Raw genomic sequence first — 2,511 nt, forward strand, 5'->3', positions numbered from 1 at the left:
GTAAATTCGGAAGGCTTCAATCTGTCTTTAGCTAACTTGAAAGCATTGGTTGAGGGGAAGGAGATTCCTTATGTTTAAGATGAGATCACTGCGGCGGTCTTTTCTTATTGTTCTAACAGGGGCAAGAGTTTCCTTGGCAGGGAGTAAAGCTCTTTTTGTTGAATATAATGGCTTATAGGGAAAGGAATATTTATTATGAATGTTAAGAGGAGACAATAAATGGATAAAAATTATGATGATTATATTAATAATGCAATTGATTGGGCTAAAGGTCATCTGAATTCTAAAGAATATTGTTATATTTGTTTAGCTTTTGTAGAGGATGCATTAGAGAGAAGTAATAACATTGAAATCTTTGGTGGAGATACTGCAAAAGAATCTGCGGATTTATATGAAGCAAATAAGCAAACAGGTATGCCTCCAAAAGGAACCTTTGTTTTTTATGATTGCTTAGGAGTAATTAATGGTGAGCGTAAAAATTGGGGGCATGTAGGCCTATCTATTGGTAATGGAGAGGTAATTCATGCTTGGGATATGGTAAGAATTAATAATTACCTTGATGTAGAAAAGTTAACTTCTGCTCCAGGTTGGGAAAAACCAAAGTTCATTGGATGGGTATCACTTGATCGTATTATGCTTGGGTTTAAAAGGAAGATTTATAAAAATTAAATGATCAGTAATTCGAAATCTTCATCTATTACGAGTAAGTTGAAGGGAGGATGGTTATGGTTTATATTGCTCTTCTTCGGGGGATTAATGTGGGTGGAAAAAATAAAATTGACATGAAGTTGCTTAAACAAACGTTTGAACGAGTCGGGATGAATGATGTGGTGACATACATCAATACAGGTAATATTATTTTTTCATACAGCGGCTTATCAAAAAGTGAACTATCGCGTATCTTGGAAGAAGCGATACATCATGATTTTGGATTACAAATTAAAGTAGTAATTCGTAGTGTCGAGGATGTCAGAGAAATCATAAACGCTATTCCTGACACATGGAAAAATGATAAAGAAATGACAAGTGATGTCTTGTTTTTATGGGATGAAATTGATGATGAATCTGTAATTGAGAATTTGGTCATTAAACCAAATATTGACAGGGTAAAATATGTCCCCGGTGCGATCCTATGGTCGGTTGACAAGAAAAATGTAACCAAGAGTGGAAAGCCAAAGATTGTGGGTACAAAGATATATAAACAAGTTACGATAAGAAATGTCAACACCGCACGTAAGATATATGAACTTATGCAAGCTCAAAATAGATAGTCATTTTTTTATCCTGCTAACAGGCAGGAGTCAGATAAGAATGCAATAATACGAGAAGGAACAGAATGAAAAAAGAAAGATTAGTTATTTACTTAATAGCCTTATTAGGTTGGTAATATATTCTACAACAAAGGCGTGGGAGAAATGATAAAGGGATTATATGAAGCACATTTACCTGTAAAAAATTTAGAAGTGTCAATTGAATTTTACCAAAAATTAGGTTTGAAGTTTGCTTGGCGTGATGAAGACACCGCGTTCTTTTGGCTAGAGGAAGGTAAAAGTTGGTTAGGTTTGTGGGAAGGGGAGGAGCACCAAACACCATACCACCCTTCTTTACGGCATATTGCTTTTCGAGTTACATATCAGGATTTAAAGGAATCTTTAAGATGGCTTAAATCCATCCAAGTTGAAGCTGTTCCTTTTGGAAGAAGAACATCGATTGAACCTTTTATAAGACCTAATCAAGGAAATGCTTCTGTATATTTTGAAGATCCAGATGGAAATAGTTTAGAATTGATGTGTTATGTTGAAGTTCCAAGTGAATTAAAACATATTGTGGAAAAGCTGCCATTTGAAGACTGGGAGAATTTAGTCAGTAGTAAATTGGAATAAATTGACTTTTGTTTTATTTGTTTGTACCCCTGAAGTAATCGAGTTTACATGAGACACTTCCGGGGGAATTTAAGATATGTTTCTTTTTTGTCCACAAACTACGCACTCGTCAGTAAAAAAGCTGTATTTATTATAAGGATGGGGAGTGTGCTAAATATGATTAAAGCGGTGTTATTTGATTTAGATGGAACGTTGTTAGATAGAGATGCATCGGTAAAAAGGTTTATACATTGCCAATATGATAGGTTGGATAGAATTGTAGGTCATATTCCGAGAGAGGACTATGTTGCTAGATTTATGGGGCAAGGGTGGGGCAAGGGGACGGTTCTACTGGTATCGGCATTAACCGAAAACGATGAGAACCGTCCCTGGGGTTTATGGGGTTTAAACATTATGAGAAGGTGATTATATGAGCATAGGTGGAGAGTATTTGAAAACGGTTATCAAACGCTTTACGGAAGCAAAAATAACCGCTGAAAAAGCAGTAGAGCAATTATCCGAAAGCGAATTATTTTGGTCTCCGAATGAAGAGTCCAATAGTATCGCAATTATTATCAAACACATGAGCGGTAATATGGTATCTCGCTGGACTGATTTCCTTACATCGGATGGGGAAAAACCGTATCGC

4 protein-coding genes and 1 pseudogene are annotated in these 2,511 nt (G+C 35.8%); all 5 read left to right on the forward strand.

All coding sequences use genetic code 11. From position 1 onward, the window contains the following. Nucleotides 1–219 precede the first annotated feature (219 nt). A complete protein-coding gene (locus CHI06_RS28430) occupies nucleotides 220–669 on the forward strand; it encodes an NlpC/P60 family protein (protein WP_095251989.1) in 450 nt (149 codons plus the stop codon). 56 nt (nucleotides 670–725) lie between these two features. Continuing rightward, entirely contained in the window at nucleotides 726–1,271 is a 546-nt protein-coding gene (locus tag CHI06_RS28435) for a DUF1697 domain-containing protein (RefSeq protein WP_095251990.1), read from the forward strand. A gap of 144 nt (nucleotides 1,272–1,415) precedes the next feature. Beyond that, nucleotides 1,416–1,883, forward strand: a complete 468-nt coding sequence (locus CHI06_RS28440) for a VOC family protein (RefSeq protein ID WP_095251991.1) — start codon at nucleotides 1,416–1,418, stop codon at nucleotides 1,881–1,883. A gap of 156 nt (nucleotides 1,884–2,039) precedes the next feature. After that, nucleotides 2,040–2,183 (forward strand): annotated as a pseudogene (locus CHI06_RS28445) (HAD family hydrolase); the annotation flags it as partial. A gap of 109 nt (nucleotides 2,184–2,292) precedes the next feature. Continuing rightward, nucleotides 2,293–2,511, forward strand: a 219-nt coding sequence (locus CHI06_RS28450) for a DUF1572 family protein (RefSeq protein WP_142301043.1), incomplete at its 3' end; no start/stop codon positions are given.

It is taken from the genome of Bacillus sp. 7884-1, assembly GCF_002272245.1.
GTDB lineage: Bacteria > Bacillota > Bacilli > Bacillales > Cytobacillaceae > Neobacillus.